Consider the following 16,904-nt stretch of genomic DNA (forward strand, 5'->3'; position numbering starts at 1 on the left):
CTTGATACTTTTGCTGCTCCCGACAATGCTCCGAAGAACATCATCAGGCCGCCACCGCATCAAGCGCCCACACTTATCGGCTGTAAATTTTTAAAGATCGATCGCGAAGTTGCCGCGCAGTTTCGTTCAGACAACCACTTAACTACCGGCTTCTTTCTGCGTTGCTGCGTCTGCAGCAGAGAAACGAGATTATGAAGAATCTTTTTCGCTTCGTCAACCCCTTTTTTTCGCTCACCGCTTAAAAAAGCTCCCGACTCCTGCGTCCGCCGGTTTCCGCGGCGGTCCTCGCTGCCTGACGTCAGAGACATCGAACTGCGAAGGGGGCGAATCTTATCGCCCCCGCCGGCGCTGCGCAAGGGGGTGGCGAAAATATTCCTCACTTCCGGGTAAGGACCTCCGGGGGCACCGCATTCGCCATCGCCGCGTAGCCCGCGTCGCTTGGGTGGATGTGGTCGCCGCTGTCATAGCCGTAACGCAGTCGCGCAGGATCCGCCGGGTCCCGCAGCGCCGCGTCGAAGTCGACCACGCCGTCGAACGCCCCGCTCGTCCGGATCCACTGGTTCACCGCCGTGCGGATCGACTCGCGCTCCGGCGGCAGCGAAGCCGGAGTGAGCGTCGCGCCGAAAATGCGTACGCCGCGCCCGTGCGCCTGCGCGATCACGCGGCGATAACCCGCGATCAGGTTGTTCGCGTCCACGTGCGTATGCGGAAAGTCGCAGTCGAGGCCCGATCGCGCCGGCATCGCCTGGAAGTTGATGTCGTTGATGCCGATTAGCAGCACCACCGTCTTCACGCCCGGGTGGCCGAGCGCGTCGCGGCCAAAGCGCCGCTCGAGCGCCTCGCCGTAGCAAGGCGAATCGCTCAGCAGCCGGTTGCCGCTGATCCCGAGATCGATCACGGCGAGATCCGCGCGCTGCGACTGCGCGATGCGCCGCGCCAACGCGTCCGGCCAGCGACGGTTCTGATTGAGCGAGGAACGCATGCCGTCGGTAATGGAATCGCCGATCGCCGCGACCGTCGACGCCCCCGGAGCCTCGACCGCCAACCCCGTTACCCACGCGTACTGCGTAAAGCGCTCGGTGAACGCGCCAATCGACGGATCCGCGACGTGATTGCCCGGACGCGAGACGTAATTCACCTGACTCGCCACGCGGTGCCACGCGACCATCTTTTGCTCGGGGCCCATATAGGAACTGATCGCGTAGGGCACGTGCGCCTTTAGATCGATCTGCACCGGGTCGCTATCGAGCGCAGCGCCGGGCGGCACCGACACCGCTGCCCGCCCGCCAAACGTCACATGCGCCGTACCCGCCTCGCTCGCCGCCGCGCCGCCCGCAGACGGAGCAATCGCCATCGCCTCGATCACGAGCGGCGTGCGCCCATAGAGGTTGCTCACATGGACCCGCGCAACCGTGCCGCCCAGCGTCGGATACACGATCTGCCGAACGGTACGCCCGGCGACATCGGGCGCGCGGTACAGCGCCGGCAGCGCGTCGCGCTCGGGAATCGACTGCAGCGCCGTCGCCCAGCTCGTGACCCAGGGGCCCGAGGCTTGGTCCGCGAACGCCGGAGACGCGGCGCCAAGTGAAATGAACACTGCGGCCGCAGCCGCGAGGGGAGCAAAAGAAATCTTCATCCGTGAACGAGTGCGCAGGCAAAGGGGCATTGTGCCCCATGGCCCGGTGCGCAACCTTCCATCCGCCTGACAGTCCAGCGCACAAACCCACGCACAGGCCGCCCACGTGCACAAATCCCAGGCATTCCCGCTGCCGCCCACTAAAACTCAGCTGTAGGCCCGAATTTCTTTGCTCTACCTCAAAAAATTCATTTACCGACCGGTCGGTTGGTTTATACTGCGCGACATACCCAACTTCGACGAGAGCGTCTTCATGTACACGCAATCCCTCGACATCCCCGGCAACGTTGCTCCGCTCGACGCGGACGCAGCCTCGCCGGAGCAGGCGCAGTTCGACGCCATCATGGCTGCCGACGGCAAGATCGAGCCGCAGGACTGGATGCCCGAAGCCTATCGCAAGACGCTCGTGCGCCAGATCTCGCAGCACGCGCACTCGGAAGTCGTCGGCATGCTGCCGGAAGGCAACTGGATCTCGCGCGCGCCGAGCCTCAAGCGCAAGGCGATCCTGCTCGCCAAGGTGCAGGACGAAGCGGGCCACGGCCTCTATCTCTATAGCGCGGCGGAAACGCTCGGCGTTTCGCGCGACCAGCTCGTCGACGCGCTGCACGCCGGCAAGGCCAAGTATTCGAGCATCTTCAATTACCCGACGCCCACGTGGGCCGACGTCGGCGTGATCGGCTGGCTCGTGGATGGTGCGGCGATCATGAACCAGATTCCGCTGTGCCGCTGCACGTACGGCCCGTACGCGCGCGCCATGATCCGCATCTGCAAGGAAGAGTCGTTCCACCAGCGCCAGGGCTTCGACGCCCTGCTCGCCATGATGAGCGGCACCGAAGCGCAGCGCGAACTCGTTCAACAAGCCGTGAACCGCTGGTGGTGGCCGGTGCTGATGATGTTCGGCCCGAGCGACGCAGACTCGGTCCATAGCAGCCAGTCGGCCAAATGGGGGATCAAGCGCATCTCGAACGACGATCTGCGCCAGAAGTTCGTCGATGCCACGGTCGAGCAGGCGAAGGTGCTGGGCGTCACGCTCCCCGACGCGGATCTGAAATGGAACGAAGCGCGCGGCCACTACGACTACGGCACGATCGACTGGGAAGAATTCTGGCGCGTCGTGAACGGCGAGGGCCCGTGCAACCGCGAGCGTCTCGGCACGCGCGTGAAGGCGCACAACGAAGGCGCGTGGGTGCGCGAAGCCGCCCTCGCGCATGCCGAGAAGCAGCGCCAACGCGCCGAAAAGCACGCAGCTTGAGCACACCTCACATATGAATCAGGAAGGAAGGAGATCCACGATGAACAAGGAATGGCCGATCTGGGAAGTGTTCGTGCGTAGCAAGCAGGGCCTCGACCACAAGCACTGTGGCAGCCTGCACGCCTCCGACGCCTCGATGGCGCTGCGCATGGCGCGCGACGTCTACACGCGCCGCCAGGAAGGCGTGAGCATCTGGGTGGTGCCGTCGTCGGCAATCACGGCATCGGATCCGAACGAAAAGGCCGAGCTCTTCGAGCCGGCCGGCGACAAGATCTATCGCCACCCGACGTTCTACACGCTGCCCGACGAAGTCAACCACATGTAAGAGCGCAACATGACGACGCCCACTCCCGAACACCTCGCGTACGTACTGCGCCTCGCCGATACGGCGCTGATCCTCGGTCAGCGCAATACGGAATGGTGCGGCCACGGCCCGATCCTCGAAGAAGACATCGCGCTCGCCAACATGAGCCTCGACCTGATCGGTCAGGCGCGCCTGCTCTACACGCACGCCGCCACGCTCGACAAGGCGCTCACCGGCCGCGACCGCACCGAGGACGACTACGCCTACTTCCGCGCCGAACGCGAGTTCGCGAACTACACGCTCGCGGAGCTGCCGCACTTCGGCCCGCTCGCCGGCACGACGCATTCGGCCAACGACTACGCCGTGACGATCGTGCGCAACTTCCTCTACGCCACGCTGATGGAGCATCTGTGGAGCGCGCTGCTGCGCTCCGCCGACCCGCAACTGGCCGCGATCGCCGAGCGCTCGACCAAGGAAACGCGCTACCACGTGCACCATGCGCGCGAGTGGCTGATCCGTTTCGGTGACGGCACCGACGAATCGCACCGCCGCGCCCAGGCAGCAATCGACTGGCTGATGCCGTACACGCGTGAGTTCTTCAGCACCGACGCCGTGGAAACCGCCGTGGCCGAAGCCGGCATCGCGCCGCTCGTCGCGCAGTTCGAAGCGGCGTGGCGCACCGACGTGGAAGCCGCGCTCGAAGAAGCCACGCTTGCCATGCCCGCGCAGGTGAAGCACGTCACGACCGGCAAGCACGGTGAGCACTCGGAGCACATGGGTTTCGTGCTGGCCGAGATGCAGAGCCTCGCGCGCCAGCATCCGGACGCGCGCTGGTAAGCACACCCCGCAGGAAAAGAGGAAGTCACGATGCAAGCAACGGCAGATCACGCGCTCGAACGCGCCTGGGAGGTGCTGGAATCGGTGCCCGATCCGGAGATTCCGGTCGTGTCGATCCGCGAACTGGGCATCCTGCGCGACGTGCGCCGCGCCGACGACGGCCAGATCGAAGTGGTCATCACGCCCACCTACTCCGGCTGTCCGGCGATGTCGCAGATCGCGGAGGACGTCGCGCACGCGCTCGACGCCGCCTCGCTCGCGCCCTACCGCATCGCGACGACCCTGACGCCCGCGTGGACCACCGACTGGATCACCGACGAAGCGCGCGAGAAGTTGCGCGCCTATGGCATCGCGCCGCCCACGGGCAACTGCGGCTCCGCACCTCAATCGGCCGAACAGCCGATCACCTTTATCGCGAAACCGAGGCCGTTGCCCGCGCCCGCCTGCCCGCACTGTGGCTCGAAGCACACCGAACGCCTCGCGCAGTTCGGCTCGACCGCGTGCAAGGCGCTCTACCGCTGCATCGACTGCCGCGAACCCTTCGACTACTTCAAACCGTACTGATATGGCCACTCCGCAATTCCATTCGCTGCGCATCCGCGAAGTGCGGCCCGAAACCGCGGACGCGGTCTCTGTCGCTTTCGAAGTCCCGCCCGAGCTGCGCGAGGCGTTTCGCTTCACTCAGGGGCAGTTCGTCACGCTCAAGTCGCACATCGACGGTGAGGAAACGCGCCGTTCGTACTCGATCTGCGTGGGCGTAACCGACTACGACCGCGATGGCGAGCTGCGCATCGGCATCAAGCGCGTGCGCGGCGGGCGTTTTTCGAACTTCGCGTTCGAGCAACTCGCGCCCGGCCACGAGATCGACGTGATGACGCCCGATGGCCGCTTCTTCACGCACCTGAACGCCGAGCACGGCAAGCACTACGTGGCGTTCTCGGGCGGCTCGGGCATCACGCCGGTGCTCGCGATCATCAAGACGACGCTCGAAACGGAGCCGCGCAGCGCGTTCACGCTCGTGTACGGCAACCGCAGCGTCGACGCGATCATGTTCGCTGAAGAGCTGGAAGACCTCAAGAACCGCTTCATGAGCCGCTTCCGCCTCTATCACGTGCTCTCGGACGACCTGCAGGACGTCGAGCTCTTCAACGGCGTGCTGGATCAAGCCAAGTGCGCGGCGTTCCTCGAGACGCTGCTGCCCGCCGACGAGATCGACGAAGCCTTCATCTGCGGCCCCGGCCCGATGATGGACGCCGCCGAGGCCGCGTTCAACGACGCGGGCGTGCCGCCGCAGAAGGTCCACGTGGAGCGCTTCGGCTCGCCGCTGCCGCAGGCGGGTGTGCCGAACGTCGAGATCACCGAAAACACGCCGGCCGCCGACCTGGAAATCGTCATCGACGGCAAAAAGCGCAAGATGCGCCTGCCGTACGAGGGCATGAGCCTGCTCGACGTCGGCCTTAAGGCGGGTCTGGCGCTGCCTTACGCGTGCAAGGGCGGCGTGTGCTGCACGTGCCGCGCCAAGGTGCTCGAAGGCGAGGTGAAGATGGACAAGAACTACACGCTCGAGGAGCAGGAGGTGAAGGACGGCTTCGTGCTCACCTGCCAGTGCCATCCGGTGAGCGAGCGTGTGGTCGTGAGTTTCGACGAACGTTAAGGCGTTAGAGCAACAGCACGCTTTCGGCCTGCAGGCGATCCGCTTACACTAGGGGCCGCCCGCGGGTGTTGCAGCGCAGCGCTGCAACACCCGCGGGCGGCCCCTTTTGTTATTGCGTGCTTTCTGGCTTACAGGGCGTTCATCGTGAACGCAACGAGTTGTCGATGACCACGATTCACCTCATTTACGGCGAGCCGGCCGTGACGACGCTACGTCAGGCTCTCGAAGCGGCAGGCCGTCCGGACCGCGTGATTGCCCTGTGCGACGACCTGACGGTAGGTCCGTTGCGCGACATCGACGTGGCCGGCAACCCCGGCGTGGCGCAACGCGCCGCCTTCTGGGAGCGTCTCGGCGATGCGCCACCAGCCCTCGCACACGACGACTGCGCGGCGCTGAATGCCCTCGAAGCCGACGACTCCCACGTGGTGATCTGGCACACGCACGACGCCGCGCACCAACTCGCGCTGCGGCGTGTCTGCTACCGCTTGCGCGACGTCCCGCAGCGCCTGAACGAAGTGCGCCTCACTGCCGACGAAATTTCGGGTCCGAACGCCGCAGCCCGCATCGAGGCGCGCTTGCCCGACGCCGCGCCGATCTCGGTGCTGCGCATCACGCGTCTCGCGCTGGAGTGGCAGGAAGCCAAGTTCGCCAACGGCGAGACGCGCCGCTGGCGCGACAACACCTTTACGAGCGGCACGTGGAGCGACCTCGACGCCATGATCCTCGACGTGCTCGACGCCCATGAAGACCGTCCGGCGGGCGCATCGTGGCTCGCCAGCGACGCGCTGGGCGCAGCGCTCACCCGTGGCGGCGCCGGCTTCACGGTCGGCGAGCCCGTCGTGCTGTGGCGCCTGCGCGAGCTGTGCGCGGCTGAGGAACTGCGCCTGCGCGACGATATGTGCGCCGCCTGCGCTCCGCTCGCCGCTGCCGCGCGCGCCGCGCGTCCGCCGCTTCCGCAAACCGCCGCGCACCTTTCCCTCCCCCGCTGATTTCCTATGGCACGCACCCGAGCGCCCGACCACGAAACCCAACGCGACCAGATCCTCGAACTAGCCGCCGCCAAATTCGCGCAGACGAGCTACCCGAGCACCTCGATGTCGGACCTGGCGGCCGCCAGCGGCACCTCGAAGGCGCGGCTCTATCACTATTACGAGAGCAAGGAAGCGATCCTCTTCGATCTGCTCGATCGCTACACCAAGCGGCTCATGCTGATCATCGCGGAGGTGGAAGGCGCGAGCCAGCGGCGCGGTCACGACGAACGCGAGAGCTTCGCGGAGCTGATTCGCGCGTTTCTCGCGGAGTACGAAACCTCGCACAGCCGCCACGTGGCGCTGCTGAACGACGTCAAATACCTCGTGGACGTCCAGCGCGAGATCATCCTGAACCGCCAGCGCGATGTGGTCGCCGCCTTTACGCGCCAGCTTGCGCGCGCGTATCCCAGCCAGGTCACGAGCGAAAACCAGACCGCGCTGACGATGATGGTGTTCGGCATGATCAACTGGACGTTTACGTGGCTCAAGCCCGGTGGCCGCATGGGCTATCGCGACTTCGCCGAGCAGGTGATCGCCATGGTCGATCACGGTCTGACGGGCGCCTGAAGGGCAATAATTTTCGGGCCAGATTGCTGCGGTGCGACATGATGCACCAAGACAACAGTTGACACGTCAAATGACCCGAAAAATTACTCGTTAATAATCAAATGCTTGCGCTTATATTTTTATTAATTAGGCGCAACACTCAAATTTAGACTCCGGGTTTTCCCTAGAGTGCACCCAGGGTTTCCGCTAGAATGCGTTTTGCGCTGCATCATGCGGCATGCATTTTAAGGAGAACCCACCATGATCCCGCTTTCGACCCAAGCCAACGTGCCGATCATTTCGTCCGCTCGTCCGCTGACGTCCGGTCATGCGCCCGTCATGGTGCGAGTGCTCACCTCGGCAGACCGCGAACGCCTGCTCGCGCACTTTCTCACGCTCGACAGCGATGACCGCCTGCTGCGCTTCGGCCAGGCCGCGCCCGACCACGTGATCGAAAAGTACGTGCGCTCGATGGACTTCACGCGCGACACCGTGTTCGGCGTGTTCAACCACCAGCTGCAACTCGTGGGCGTCGGCCATCTGGCCTACCTGCCGGCGGACGGCAACGGCCGCACCGCAGAGTTCGGCGTGTCCGTGCTGGAAAGCGCGCGCGGCCAGGGCATCGGCTCGAAGCTGTTCGAGCGCGCCGCCATCCGCAGCCGCAACACCCACGTCACCACGCTTTACATGCACTGCCTGTCGCGCAACTCGACGATGATGCACATCGCGAAGAAGTCGGGCATGAAGATCGAGTACGCCTACGGCGAAGCCGACGCCTATCTCTCGCTCGACCCGGCCGACCAGAGCAGCATCATCGCCGAAATGCTCCAGGAGCAGGCCGCCGTGTTCGACTACGCGCTCAAGCGTCAGGCGCGCCAGGCCAGCAAGCTGATGGAAACGATCCTGCCGCAAGCTGTCGCGGCGTGACTCCTGCCCTTCGGGACAGACTGATGCACTGAAAAAAGCGGCTTCGGCCGCTTTTTTTGCGCCTGCTCCACGCAGACGCGCGATCAGCGGATCGGCAAAGCCGTCGTTTCCTTGAACGTGTCGAGCGAAAAGCTGGACTTCACGTCGATCACCGAAGGATGGTGCAGCAACTGGTCCTGCACGAAGCGCGAGAAGTGCGCCATGTCCTCCACCTGCACGCGCAGCAGGAAATCCATGTCGCCCGTCATCGCGTGACAGGCCACCACCTCCGGCCAGGTCTGCACCGCCGCACGAAAAAGCTCGGCGTGCGTCACGCCCTCGCGCCCCGCCGCTGTCGGCCCACGCTTTTCCAGCCGCACGTTCACATAGGCCAGCAGGTCGAGCCCTAGCTTCTGCGCATCGAGCAGCGCCACGTAGCTGCGAATCACGCCGCTTTCCTCCAGCCGCCGGATGCGCCGCAAACACGGGCTCGGGGAGAGATTCACGCGCTCGGCGATCTCCTGGTTCGAGAGCCGGCCATTCTCCTGAAGGATCGCCAGAATGCGCCTGTCGATTGCGTCCAATTCGATGCTTGCCATTTTCTGCCTCCCGAACATTTATTCAAGGCAGTTTATAGCGCAGATCGACGGCAATGCGACCCAACTCGCAAGTTTTCTCCCAATGCTGCGGACTACACTTTGCAGCACGAAATCTGATCTACATCAGCGAGGAGACAACCATGCAGGTCCACAACTGGGAGAACCCCGTCGGTACCGACGGCTTCGAGTTCATCGAATACACCGCGCCGGACCCCAAGGCGCTCGGCAAATTGTTCGAACGCATGGGCTTCACGGCCATCGCGCGCCATCGCCATAAAGACGTGACCCTCTACCGTCAGGGCGACATCAACTTCATCGTCAACGGCGAACCCGATTCGTTCGCTCAGCGCTTTGCGCGCCTGCACGGCCCGTCGATCTGCGCGATCGCCTTCCGCGTGCAGGACGCCGCCAAGGCCTACAAGCACGCGCTTGAACTCGGCGCGTGGGGCTTCGACAACAAAACGGGCCCGATGGAGCTGAACATTCCGGCCATCAAGGGCATTGGCGACTCGCTGATCTATTTCGTCGACCGCTGGCGCGGCAAGAACGGCGCGGCGCCGGGGAGCATTGGCGACATCAGCATCTATGACGTCGACTTCGAGCCGATTGCGGGCGCCGAGCAGAACCCGGTTGGCCACGGCCTCACCTATATCGACCACCTCACGCACAACGTCCACCGCGGCCGGATGGCCGAATGGGCCGAGTTTTACGAGCGCCTCTTCAACTTCCGCGAAATCCGCTACTTCGACATCGAAGGCAAGGTAACCGGCGTGAAGTCGAAGGCGATGACCTCGCCCTGCGGCAAGATCCGCATCCCGATCAACGAGGAAGGCGGCGAGACGGCAGGCCAGATCCAGGAATACCTCGACGCCTATCACGGCGAAGGTATTCAGCACATCGCGCTCGGGACGAACGACATCTATCGCACCGTGGATGGCCTGCGCGCCAAGGAGATCGCGCTGCTCGACACGGTCGACACGTATTACGAGCTCGTGAACCGCCGCGTTCCGGGCCACACCGAGCCGCTGGAAGAGCTGAAGAAGCGCAAGATCCTGATCGACGGCATGCCCGAAGACCTGCTGCTGCAGATCTTCACGGAGAACCAGATCGGGCCGATCTTCTTCGAGATCATTCAGCGCAAGGGCAACCAGGGCTTCGGCGAGGGCAACTTCAAGGCGCTGTTCGAGTCGATCGAGCTCGACCAGATCCGGCGCGGCGTGGTGCAGGACAAGGCATGACGCACTCACGCCGATAATTTCAGCCAAAGCCAAACAAAAAGGGCGAAGATCGCGTGATCTTCGCCCTTTTTGATTTTAGAATCCGCCGCCGCACACCCCGGCGCAGAATTCGGGTGAATGGAATGCTGCGCGGATCAACGCGGCATCAGGATTTGCGTTCGGCCTTCGCGGCCGGCATGGCGTTCGTATCGGCCTTCATGCTCAGCGTGTACTGGGCGCATCGAGTCGTCGCATTCTCGCCGCTCTTCGTGCTGGCGTTCGAATGCAGCGGCGCGCTCATGGCAAAGAACGCGGCCGAGACCGTCAGGAAGGTCTGGATATGTCGATTATTCATGCTGAACTCCTTTTTTCAGACTGCCTGTTGCAGTAGTGCCCCTTTAATAAGCGTTAACTGCGAGGGACGCTGCGCGGTTCGCACAGGTGAGGGAGTTAGACAGGATATTCAAGACCGGTTCCCAGGCAGTGCAGGTTTTACACGTTGTTACTCCTCTGAGGAATTCGATACATCCGTTATTACACAGGGGTTTCAGGCCGCTTGCGCGGCATGCCGACGCAGGGTCTCGTGGCAGGCCCAAATCATGCCGCGCAATGCGGCGCGGCGCTCCGAGCCTCGAAGCGGCGGGTTTATCCGAGTGCTACTATCGAAAGAAAGAAGCCAATATGGCGACCCGGCCAACGCATTCACAAGATGCCGAGGCCCTGAAGTTCTGGCGATCCCACAACGGATTGGTTGGATGGAGGAAGACACATAATGAATGCCCCGCTAGACGCAGGTCAGCGCGCTTCGCTCGAAACCGCACTCGCTTCCGTCACGCTCGACGATAAATACACCCTCGAACGCGGCCGCGCGTACATGAGCGGCATCCAGGCGCTGGTCCGCCTGCCGATGCTGCAACAGGAACGCGACAAGGCCGCCGGTCTCAATACCGCGGGGTTCATCTCAGGCTATCGTGGCTCTCCGCTCGGCGGCCTCGATCAGTCCCTTTGGAAGGCGAAGCAGCATCTCGCCGCGCATCAGATCGTTTTTCAGCCAGGTGTGAATGAAGACCTCGCCGCGACCGCCGTTTGGGGCTCGCAGCAGGTGAACCTGTACCCGTCCGCGAAATACGACGGCGTATTTTCGATGTGGTACGGCAAGGGCCCGGGCGTCGACCGCAGCAGCGACGTGTTCAAGCACGGTAATTCCGCCGGCTCGTCGCCGCACGGCGGCGTGCTCGTGCTTGCAGGCGACGACCATGCAGCCAAGTCGTCCACGCTCGCGCACCAGTCGGAGCACATCTTCAAGGCCTGCGGCCTGCCCGTGCTGTTCCCCTCGAACGTGCAGGAGTATCTGGACTTCGGCCTGCATGGCTGGGCGATGAGCCGTTACTCGGGCCTCTGGGTCGCGATGAAATGCGTGACCGACGTGGTGGAATCGTCGGCTTCGGTCGAGATCGACCCGCATCGCACGAACATCATCCTCCCCGAAGACTTCGCAATGCCCGAGGGCGGCCTGAACATCCGCTGGCCCGATCCGCCGCTCGTGCAGGAAGCGCGGCTGCTCGACTACAAGTGGTACGCGGGGCTCGCCTACGTGCGCGCCAACAAGCTCGACCGCATCGAGATCGATTCGCCGCATGCGCGCTTTGGCATCATCACGGGGGGCAAGGCGTATCTGGATGTGCGCCAGGCACTCACCGACCTCGGCCTCGACGACGAGACCTGCTCGCGCATCGGTATCCGGCTCTATAAGGTCGGCTGCGTGTGGCCGCTCGAAGCGCAGGGCGCGCACGCCTTCGCGCGCGGCCTCGAAGAGATTCTCGTGGTCGAGGAAAAGCGTCAGATTCTCGAATACGCGATCAAGGAAGAGCTGTATAACTGGCCCGACGCACAGCGTCCCCGCGTGTACGGCAAGTTCGACGAAAAGGACGGCGCGGGCGGCGAATGGTCGGTGCCGATGGGCAACTGGCTCCTGCCCGCACACTACGAGCTTTCGCCGGCGATCATCGCCAGGGCCATCGCCACGCGGCTCGACAAGTTCGAATTGCCCTCGGACGTGCGCGCGCGTATCGCCGCGCGCATGAGCGTGATCGAGGCCAAGGAAAAGGCGCTCGCGAAGCCTCGCGTTCAGGCGGAGCGCAAGCCGTGGTTCTGCTCGGGCTGCCCGCACAACACGTCGACGAACGTGCCCGAGGGCTCGCGCGCGATGGCCGGCATCGGCTGCCACTACATGACCGTATGGATGGACCGCAATACGAGCACCTTCAGCCAGATGGGCGGCGAAGGCGTGGCGTGGGTCGGCCAGGCGCCGTTCACGAACGACAAGCATGTGTTCGCCAACCTCGGCGACGGCACCTATTTCCATTCTGGCCTGCTCGCCATCCGTGCGGCGATCGCCTCGAAGGCCAACATCACCTACAAGATTCTCTATAACGATGCGGTCGCGATGACGGGCGGCCAGCCTGTCGACGGCACGCTCACCGTGCCGCAGATCACGCATCAAGTCGCCGCCGAAGGTGCGGCGAAGATCGCGATCGTCACCGACGAACCCGAGAAGTACGAGGGCGTGACATCACTCGCGCCGGGCGTGACGATCCACCACCGCGATCAGCTCGATGCGATCCAGCGCGAACTGCGCGAGATTCCCGGCACGACGATCCTGATCTACGACCAGACCTGCGCCACCGAAAAGCGCCGCCGCCGCAAGCGCGGCACGTATCCGGACCCGGCAAAGCGCGTGGTCATCAACGAGGCCGTGTGCGAAGGCTGCGGCGATTGCTCGGTGCAGTCGAATTGCCTGAGCGTCGAGCCGCTCGATACGGAATATGGCACGAAGCGCCAGATCAACCAGTCCACCTGCAACAAGGACTTCTCGTGCCTGAAGGGCTTCTGCCCGAGCTTCGTGACGGTGGAAGGCGGCCAGCTACGCAAGCCGAAGGCGAGCAGCGTCGCGAACGAAGCGATGGCGGGTGTCCCGACGCCCGACGTGCCCGCCATCGACCGCCCGTACGGTGTGCTCGTGACAGGCGTGGGCGGCACCGGCGTGGTGACGATCGGCGCGCTGCTCGGCATGGCCGCGCACCTCGAAGCCAAGGGCGTGACCGTGCTCGACGTGACCGGCCTCGCGCAAAAGGGCGGCGCGGTGATGAGCCACGTGCAGATCGCCAACCGCCCCGACGACATCCACGCCACGCGCATCGCCATGGGCGAGGCGAACCTCGTGATCGGCTGCGACGCCATCGTGACGGCCGGCGACGACTGCGTCTCGCGTATGCAGGAAGGCATGACGCACGTGGTGCTCAACAGCGCGCCCACGCCGACCGCCGAGTTCATCAAGAATCCGCAGTGGCAGTTCCCGGGCTCCAGCACCGAAGCTGACGTGCGCGCCGCAGCGGGCACGGACAACGTCGCCACCGTCGATGCAAACCGCTACGCGCTTGCGCTGCTCGGCGACGCGATCTACACGAACCCGTTCGTGCTCGGTTACGCATGGCAAAAGGGCTGGCTGCCGCTCACGCACGAGTCGCTCGTGCGCGCGATCGAGTTGAACGCGGTGCAGGTCGAGAAGAATCTCGCGGCGTTCGAATGGGGCCGCCGCGTGGCGCATGATCGCGCCGCCGTGGATCAGCTCGTGAAAAAGCCGATGCCCGAGCAGAACGCCGACGCTGCCGGCGCGAAGATCGTCACGCTGCACACGCCCAAGGCGCTCGACACCCTCATAGAAAAGCGCGCGCAGTATCTCGCCGCGTATCAGAACGAGGCATACGCGCGGCGCTATCGCGCGTTCGTCGAAAGCGTGCGACAGGCCGAGGCGAAGCTCGAGCACGTAGACGGCCAGTCTGCGCTCACCGAAGCCGTGGCGAAGAACCTGCATAAGCTGATGGCGTACAAGGACGAGTACGAAGTCGCGCGCCTCTACGCGGACCCGGCGTTCATCGAAAAGCTCAAGGCGAGCTTCGAAGGCGACTGGAAGGTGAACTTCCATCTCGCGCCGCCCTCGTTCGCGAAGCATGATGACAAAGGCCAGCTCGTGAAGAAGCAGTATGGCCCGCGCATGTTCACGGCCATGCGCATGCTCGCGAAGTTCAGGTTCCTGCGCGGCACGGCGCTCGACCCGTTCGGCCGCACCGAGGAGCGCCGTCACGAACGCGCATTGATCGGCGAGTACGAAACGCTGATGCGCGAAGTGATCGGCGGTTTGAGCGAGGCGAATCTGTCGCTCGCGGTGGAACTCGCGAATCTGCCCGACGCGATCCGCGGTTACGGCCACATCAAGGAGAACAACCTCAAGGCCACGCGCGCGAAGTGGGCCACGCTGCTCGCGAAGTGGCGCTCGCCGGAAAACGGAGCGGCGCGGCACGCGGCTTGACGCTCGCTTGAGGCGGTAAAAACAAAGGGCGCTCCGTGGAACACGGAGCGCCCTTTTCACATCAGGCGATCATCGAAAGCGCGCTTACTTTGCCGCTGCCTTCGCCACGTTCGCGTTAGCCGAAGCCACCGCCGTCATGTTGATGATGCGTCGAACCGTCGCCGCCGGCGTGAGGATGTGCACCGGCTTCGACGCGCCCAGCAGGAACGGGCCGACCGTCACGCCTTCGCCGCCAATCACCTTCAGCAGGTTGTACGCGATGTTGGCCGCTTCCACGTTCGGCATGATCAGCAGGTTCGCTTCGCCCGTGAGCGTCGTGCCCGGGAACGACTGCTTGCGGATCAGCTCGGAGAGCGCCGCATCGCCGTGCATTTCGCCGTCCACTTCGAGCTGCGGATCGCGCGCGGCGATCAGCTCACGCGCGGCCTGCATGCGCTGCGACGTCGACGAACGCACGCTGCCGAAGTTCGACGAAGAAAGCAGCGCGACCTTCGGCGTGATGCCGAACTTCTCGATTTCGCGCGAGGCGAGGATCGTCATGTCGGCGAGCTGCTCGGCGCTCGGCACTTCGTTCACGTAAGTGTCGCTGATGAAGATGTTGCGGCCAGGCAGCATCAGCAGGTTCATCGCCGCGTAGTTCTCGGCTGCCTTCGCCTTGCCGAACACCTGATCGATGAACTTGAGGTGGTAGTCGAAGCTGTTCAGTAGACCGCAGATCATGCCGTCGGCGTCGCCGAGATGCACGAGAATCGCGCCGATCAGCGTGTTGAACTTGCGCACCGAAGCCTTCGCAACGTCAGGCGTGATGCCTTGACGCGCGCCGAGTTCGTGGTACGCCTGCCAGCTCTTCTGGAAGCGCGGATCGTCTTCGGGATCGACGATCTCGAAGTCGGTGCCCGGACGCAGCTTCGAGCCCATCTTCTTCAGGCGCATTTCCACGACCGACGGACGGCCCACGATGATCGGCCTGGCGATCTTCTCGTTCAGCACGAACTGCGCGGCGCGCAGCACGCGCTCGTCTTCGCCTTCGGCGAACACGATGCGCGCGCAGTTGGCCTTCGCCGCCGCGAACACGGGACGCATCACCATGCCCGAGCGGTAGACCGTCGCGCCAAGCTGCTCGCGGTAGGCTTCCATGTCCTGGATCGGGCGCGTCGCCACGCCCGAATCCATCGCGGCTTGCGCCACGGCCGGCGCGATCTTGATGATCAGGCGCGGGTCGAACGGCTTCGGAATCAGGTACTCCGGGCCGAACTCGAGCGTGTGGCCTTCATAGGCCTTCGCCACTTCGTCGCCCTGATCGGTTTCCTCGGCCAGTTCCGCGATCGCACGCACGCACGCGAGCTTCATCTCCTCCGTGATGGTCGTCGCGCCAACGTCCAGGGCGCCGCGGAAGATGAACGGGAAGCACAACACGTTGTTGACCTGGTTCGGATAGTCCGAACGGCCTGTGGCGATGATCGCGTCCGGGCGCACCTTCTTCGCTTCTTCCGGGCGGATTTCCGGCTCCGGGTTCGCGAGCGCGAGGATCAGCGGCTTGTCGTCCATCTCCTTGACCATCTCGGGCTTGAGCACACCTGCGCTCGAGCAGCCGAGGAACACATCGGCTGCCTTGATCGCGTCGCCGAGCGTGCGCGCTTCGGTGTTGGCGGCGTAACGCGCCTTCGACGGATCGAGACTGCCACGACCTTCGTAGATCACGCCCTTCGAGTCGGTGACGAGGACGTTCTCTTTCTTCAGACCGAGCTTCACGAGCAGGTCCAGACACGCAATCGCCGCCGCGCCCGCGCCCGAGCAGACGAGCTTCACGCTGCCGAGTTCCTTGCCCACGACCTTCAGGCCGTTGAGGATTGCCGCCGACGCGATGATGGCCGTGCCGTGCTGGTCGTCGTGGAAGACCGGAATCTTCATGCGCTCACGCAGCTTCTGCTCGATGTAGAAGCACTCGGGCGCCTTGATGTCTTCGAGATTGATGCCGCCTAGCGTCGGCTCGAGCATGGCGATGGCGTCGACCAGCTTGTCCGGGTCCAGCTCGTCGAGTTCGATGTCGAACACGTCGATGCCAGCGAACTTCTTGAAGAGGCAGCCCTTGCCTTCCATCACCGGCTTCGCCGCGAGCGGGCCGATGTTGCCGAGGCCGAGCACGGCCGTGCCGTTCGTCACGACGCCGACGAGGTTCGCGCGCGAGGTGTATTTCTGTGCGTCGAGCGGGTCGGCGTGGATAGCCTCGCAAGCAGCCGCAACGCCGGGCGAGTACGCGAGCGAAAGATCGAGCTGATTCGAGAGCGGTTTGGTCGGCGTGACCGAGATCTTGCCGGGCTTCGGATTCTGGTGATACGCAAGCGCGCTTTGCTTCAGTTGTTCATCCATTTTCAGGCCTGCCTGGACGTGAGAGACGTGAGAGAGAGAATCTTTTATGGTCGTAGGCCCGCCGGTTCGCGCGGCACGAGCGTTCCAGCAGGGCCGATTAGTGTACACCTGGCGCCGTTCGCGTCCACGTGGGTCAAAGACTGATACCGGGAATTCCCGTGGCCGATAGATAGTGCGGCGGCG

15 protein-coding genes are annotated in these 16,904 nt (G+C 64.1%); 11 read left to right on the forward strand and 4 right to left on the reverse strand.

Annotated elements, in window-relative coordinates:
* Positions 1–195, forward strand: a 195-nt coding sequence (locus tag M3I54_RS27185; protein WP_254341722.1) for a hypothetical protein, incomplete at its 5' end; no start/stop codon positions are given.
* A gap of 181 nt (positions 196–376) precedes the next feature.
* Here M3I54_RS27185 and M3I54_RS27190 read toward each other — a convergent pair.
* Positions 377–1,636: an SGNH/GDSL hydrolase family protein gene (locus tag M3I54_RS27190; protein ID WP_254341730.1), complete on the reverse strand. Its 1,260-nt coding sequence runs from the start codon at positions 1,634–1,636 to the stop codon at positions 377–379.
* Between the two features lie 253 nt (positions 1,637–1,889).
* On the opposite strand from M3I54_RS27190, the gene paaA reads away from it, so the two are divergent.
* From paaA to M3I54_RS27230, 8 genes are all read left to right on the forward strand, one after another.
* Entirely contained in the window at positions 1,890–2,888 is a 999-nt protein-coding gene (gene paaA / locus M3I54_RS27195) for a 1,2-phenylacetyl-CoA epoxidase subunit PaaA (protein WP_254341732.1), read from the forward strand.
* Between the two features lie 40 nt (positions 2,889–2,928).
* Complete coding sequence (paaB, locus tag M3I54_RS27200; RefSeq protein WP_028203445.1) at positions 2,929–3,213, forward strand: 1,2-phenylacetyl-CoA epoxidase subunit PaaB; 285 nt, start codon at positions 2,929–2,931, stop codon at positions 3,211–3,213.
* A gap of 9 nt (positions 3,214–3,222) precedes the next feature.
* On the forward strand, positions 3,223–4,029 hold the full coding sequence (paaC, locus tag M3I54_RS27205; RefSeq protein WP_254341741.1) for a 1,2-phenylacetyl-CoA epoxidase subunit PaaC: 807 nt from the start codon (positions 3,223–3,225) through the stop codon (positions 4,027–4,029).
* A 30-nt stretch (positions 4,030–4,059) separates the two neighbouring features.
* Positions 4,060–4,593, forward strand: a complete 534-nt coding sequence (paaD, locus tag M3I54_RS27210) for a 1,2-phenylacetyl-CoA epoxidase subunit PaaD (protein WP_254341751.1) — start codon at positions 4,060–4,062, stop codon at positions 4,591–4,593.
* 1 nt (position 4,594) lies between these two features.
* Positions 4,595–5,683, forward strand: coding sequence for a 1,2-phenylacetyl-CoA epoxidase subunit PaaE (paaE, locus tag M3I54_RS27215; protein WP_254341759.1), 1,089 nt, complete (start codon positions 4,595–4,597; stop codon positions 5,681–5,683).
* Positions 5,684–5,847: 164 nt separating this feature from the next.
* Positions 5,848–6,672 carry a DUF1835 domain-containing protein gene (locus tag M3I54_RS27220; RefSeq protein ID WP_254341761.1) on the forward strand — a complete coding sequence of 275 codons (825 nt, stop codon included), beginning with the start codon at positions 5,848–5,850 and terminating at the stop codon, positions 6,670–6,672.
* Positions 6,673–6,678: 6 nt separating this feature from the next.
* The gene (locus M3I54_RS27225) at positions 6,679–7,281 is read left to right on the forward strand and encodes a TetR/AcrR family transcriptional regulator (protein ID WP_254341763.1); all 603 of its coding nucleotides are present in this window, start codon (positions 6,679–6,681) and stop codon (positions 7,279–7,281) included.
* A 240-nt stretch (positions 7,282–7,521) separates the two neighbouring features.
* Positions 7,522–8,187, forward strand: a complete 666-nt coding sequence (locus tag M3I54_RS27230) for a GNAT family N-acetyltransferase (RefSeq protein ID WP_254341765.1) — start codon at positions 7,522–7,524, stop codon at positions 8,185–8,187.
* 83 nt (positions 8,188–8,270) lie between these two features.
* Here the strand turns inward: M3I54_RS27230 and M3I54_RS27235 are convergent, their stop codons facing one another.
* Positions 8,271–8,765, reverse strand: a complete 495-nt coding sequence (locus tag M3I54_RS27235) for an Lrp/AsnC family transcriptional regulator (protein ID WP_028203439.1) — start codon at positions 8,763–8,765, stop codon at positions 8,271–8,273.
* Between the two features lie 140 nt (positions 8,766–8,905).
* On the opposite strand from M3I54_RS27235, the gene hppD reads away from it, so the two are divergent.
* Positions 8,906–10,003, forward strand: coding sequence for a 4-hydroxyphenylpyruvate dioxygenase (gene hppD, locus M3I54_RS27240; RefSeq protein ID WP_254341767.1), 1,098 nt, complete (start codon positions 8,906–8,908; stop codon positions 10,001–10,003).
* Positions 10,004–10,148: 145 nt separating this feature from the next.
* On the opposite strand, the gene M3I54_RS27245 is transcribed toward hppD, so the two are convergent.
* The gene (locus M3I54_RS27245; protein ID WP_028203437.1) at positions 10,149–10,337 is read right to left on the reverse strand and encodes a hypothetical protein; all 189 of its coding nucleotides are present in this window, start codon (positions 10,335–10,337) and stop codon (positions 10,149–10,151) included.
* Between the two features lie 417 nt (positions 10,338–10,754).
* Between M3I54_RS27245 and M3I54_RS27250 the strand changes: the two genes are divergently transcribed.
* The gene (locus tag M3I54_RS27250; protein WP_254341768.1) at positions 10,755–14,351 is read left to right on the forward strand and encodes an indolepyruvate ferredoxin oxidoreductase family protein; all 3,597 of its coding nucleotides are present in this window, start codon (positions 10,755–10,757) and stop codon (positions 14,349–14,351) included.
* 84 nt (positions 14,352–14,435) lie between these two features.
* On the opposite strand, the gene M3I54_RS27255 is transcribed toward M3I54_RS27250, so the two are convergent.
* Positions 14,436–16,721 (reverse strand): NADP-dependent malic enzyme, encoded by a 2,286-nt coding sequence (locus M3I54_RS27255; RefSeq protein ID WP_254341770.1) that lies wholly within the window; start codon positions 16,719–16,721, stop codon positions 14,436–14,438.
* Positions 16,722–16,904 lie beyond the last annotated feature (183 nt).

The sequence above is a fragment of the Paraburkholderia sp. CNPSo 3274 genome (assembly GCF_024206475.1).
GTDB lineage: Bacteria > Pseudomonadota > Gammaproteobacteria > Burkholderiales > Burkholderiaceae > Paraburkholderia.

Bases quoted from the DNA above. Each gene is read 5' to 3' on its own strand.
- M3I54_RS27190 (WP_254341730.1), bottom strand. From the start codon at position 1,636: ATGAAGATTTCTTTTGCTCCCCTCGCGGCTGCGGCCGCAGTGTTCATT.
- paaA (WP_254341732.1), top strand. From the start codon at position 1,890: ATGTACACGCAATCCCTCGACATCCCCGGCAACGTTGCTCCGCTCGAC.
- paaB (WP_028203445.1), top strand. From the start codon at position 2,929: ATGAACAAGGAATGGCCGATCTGGGAAGTGTTCGTGCGTAGCAAGCAG.
- paaC (WP_254341741.1), top strand. From the start codon at position 3,223: ATGACGACGCCCACTCCCGAACACCTCGCGTACGTACTGCGCCTCGCC.
- paaD (WP_254341751.1), top strand. From the start codon at position 4,060: ATGCAAGCAACGGCAGATCACGCGCTCGAACGCGCCTGGGAGGTGCTG.
- paaE (WP_254341759.1), top strand. From the start codon at position 4,595: ATGGCCACTCCGCAATTCCATTCGCTGCGCATCCGCGAAGTGCGGCCC.
- M3I54_RS27220 (WP_254341761.1), top strand. From the start codon at position 5,848: ATGACCACGATTCACCTCATTTACGGCGAGCCGGCCGTGACGACGCTA.
- M3I54_RS27225 (WP_254341763.1), top strand. From the start codon at position 6,679: ATGGCACGCACCCGAGCGCCCGACCACGAAACCCAACGCGACCAGATC.
- M3I54_RS27230 (WP_254341765.1), top strand. From the start codon at position 7,522: ATGATCCCGCTTTCGACCCAAGCCAACGTGCCGATCATTTCGTCCGCT.
- M3I54_RS27235 (WP_028203439.1), bottom strand. From the start codon at position 8,765: ATGGCAAGCATCGAATTGGACGCAATCGACAGGCGCATTCTGGCGATC.
- hppD (WP_254341767.1), top strand. From the start codon at position 8,906: ATGCAGGTCCACAACTGGGAGAACCCCGTCGGTACCGACGGCTTCGAG.
- M3I54_RS27245 (WP_028203437.1), bottom strand. From the start codon at position 10,337: ATGAATAATCGACATATCCAGACCTTCCTGACGGTCTCGGCCGCGTTC.
- M3I54_RS27250 (WP_254341768.1), top strand. From the start codon at position 10,755: ATGAATGCCCCGCTAGACGCAGGTCAGCGCGCTTCGCTCGAAACCGCA.
- M3I54_RS27255 (WP_254341770.1), bottom strand. From the start codon at position 16,721: ATGGATGAACAACTGAAGCAAAGCGCGCTTGCGTATCACCAGAATCCG.